The 1,419-nt window shown below is 67.0% G+C and carries 2 protein-coding genes; one reads left to right on the forward strand and one right to left on the reverse strand.

Annotated elements, in window-relative coordinates; translation table 11 throughout:
• Window positions 1-60 precede the first annotated feature (60 nt).
• The gene (locus tag AW272_RS00030; RefSeq protein ID WP_066359806.1) at window positions 61-1,302 is read right to left on the reverse strand and encodes an IS256 family transposase; all 1,242 of its coding nucleotides are present in this window, start codon (window positions 1,300-1,302) and stop codon (window positions 61-63) included.
• On the opposite strand from AW272_RS00030, the gene AW272_RS43935 reads away from it, so the two are divergent.
• Window positions 1,220-1,419: hypothetical protein (locus AW272_RS43935; RefSeq protein ID WP_218010743.1), on the forward strand; the 200-nt coding region annotated here is incomplete at its 3' end. The genes AW272_RS00030 and AW272_RS43935 overlap by 83 nt on opposite strands.

Raw genomic sequence — 1,419 nt, forward strand, 5'->3', positions numbered from 1 at the left:
GGGTCACGTCCAGCGGAGTGGTGTAAGAGATCGACTTTCGCGTGATCCTGTTTCTGCAGGTTAAGCGGTAAGTGTCTCCGGCAATGCGTTCGGTGCCGGTGTGTCGCCATTGATCACACGAAGCCGGGCTTTGGCGAGAATGTCCATGCCGATGTAGCGGCGGACCTCGCTCCATTCGTCGGTCTGCTCGGCCAGGACCGCGCCGACCAGGCGGATGATCGCGGCCCGGTCGGGGAAGATGCCGACCACGTCGGTGCGGCGGCGGATCTCCTTGTTCAGCCGCTCTTGCGGGTTGTTGGACCAGATCTGCCGCCAGACCTCGACCGGGAAGGCGGCGAAGGCCAGCAGGTCCTCCCGCGCCTCATCCAGGTGCCGGCAGGCGGCCGGATACTTGGCCTCCAAAGCGTCGATCACCCAGGCGTGCTGAGCGCGGACCGCCTGTTCGGTGTCCTGGTCGAAGATGGTGCGCACCAGGGTGGCCACCCACGGCTGGGCGTTCTTCGGCACCGTGGTGAGCAGATTGCGCAGGTAGTGGGTGCGGCAGCGCTGCCAGGAGGCGCCCGGCAGGCAAGCGCCGACCGCGTCCACCAGCCCCGGGTGGGCATCGGAGGTGACCAGCTGGACGCCCGACAGGCCACGCGCCACCAGACCGCGCAGGAAGGCCAGCCAGCCGGCGCCGTCCTCCCGCGAACTGACGTCCAGGCCGAGGATCTCCCGCTGGCCGTTGGCGTTGACCGCGGTGGCGACCAGCACGTGGACGTTGACGATCCGGCCGCCCTCACGCACCTTCTGCGTCAACGCGTCCAGCCACACGAACGTGTAAGGGCCGCCGGCCAGGGTGCGGGTGCGGAACTCCTCCACCTGCGCGTCCAGGGTTTTGGACATCTGGGAGACCTGGCTTTTGGAGATGCCGGTGATGCCGAGCTGCTCGACGAGCTTGTCCACCCGCCGGGTCGAGACCCCCAGCAGATAGCTGGTCGCGACCACGCTGATCAGCGCCTGCTCCGCCCGGCGACGTCGCTCCAGCAGCCACTCGGGAAAGTAGGAGCCCTGGCGCAGTTTCGGGATCGCCAGCTCGATCGTCCCGGCGCGGGTGTCCCACTCGCGTGTGCGGTAGCCGTTGCGGGAGTTGACCCGCTCGTCACTGCGCTGCCCGTATCCGGCTCCGCAGGCGGTGTCGGCCTGGGCCGACATCAAAGCCTCGGCCATCGTCTTCACCATGGATCGCAACAGATCCGGGTCACTGCTCTCCAACTGGCTGGCCAGCCACGCGGCAGGGTCCACACTGTCGTTCACGGCCATCGTTTCCGTCCTTCGATCTTGGTATCGCTACCCGAAGGATCACGCGGTGGCCGTCTTCATTTCACGACGCCACGCCTGCTACCAGCCGAAACTCGTACACCACCTCCGTGGACGCAA

It is taken from the genome of Herbidospora mongoliensis, assembly GCF_001570545.1.
Classification (GTDB): Bacteria; Actinomycetota; Actinomycetes; order Streptosporangiales; family Streptosporangiaceae; genus Herbidospora; species Herbidospora mongoliensis.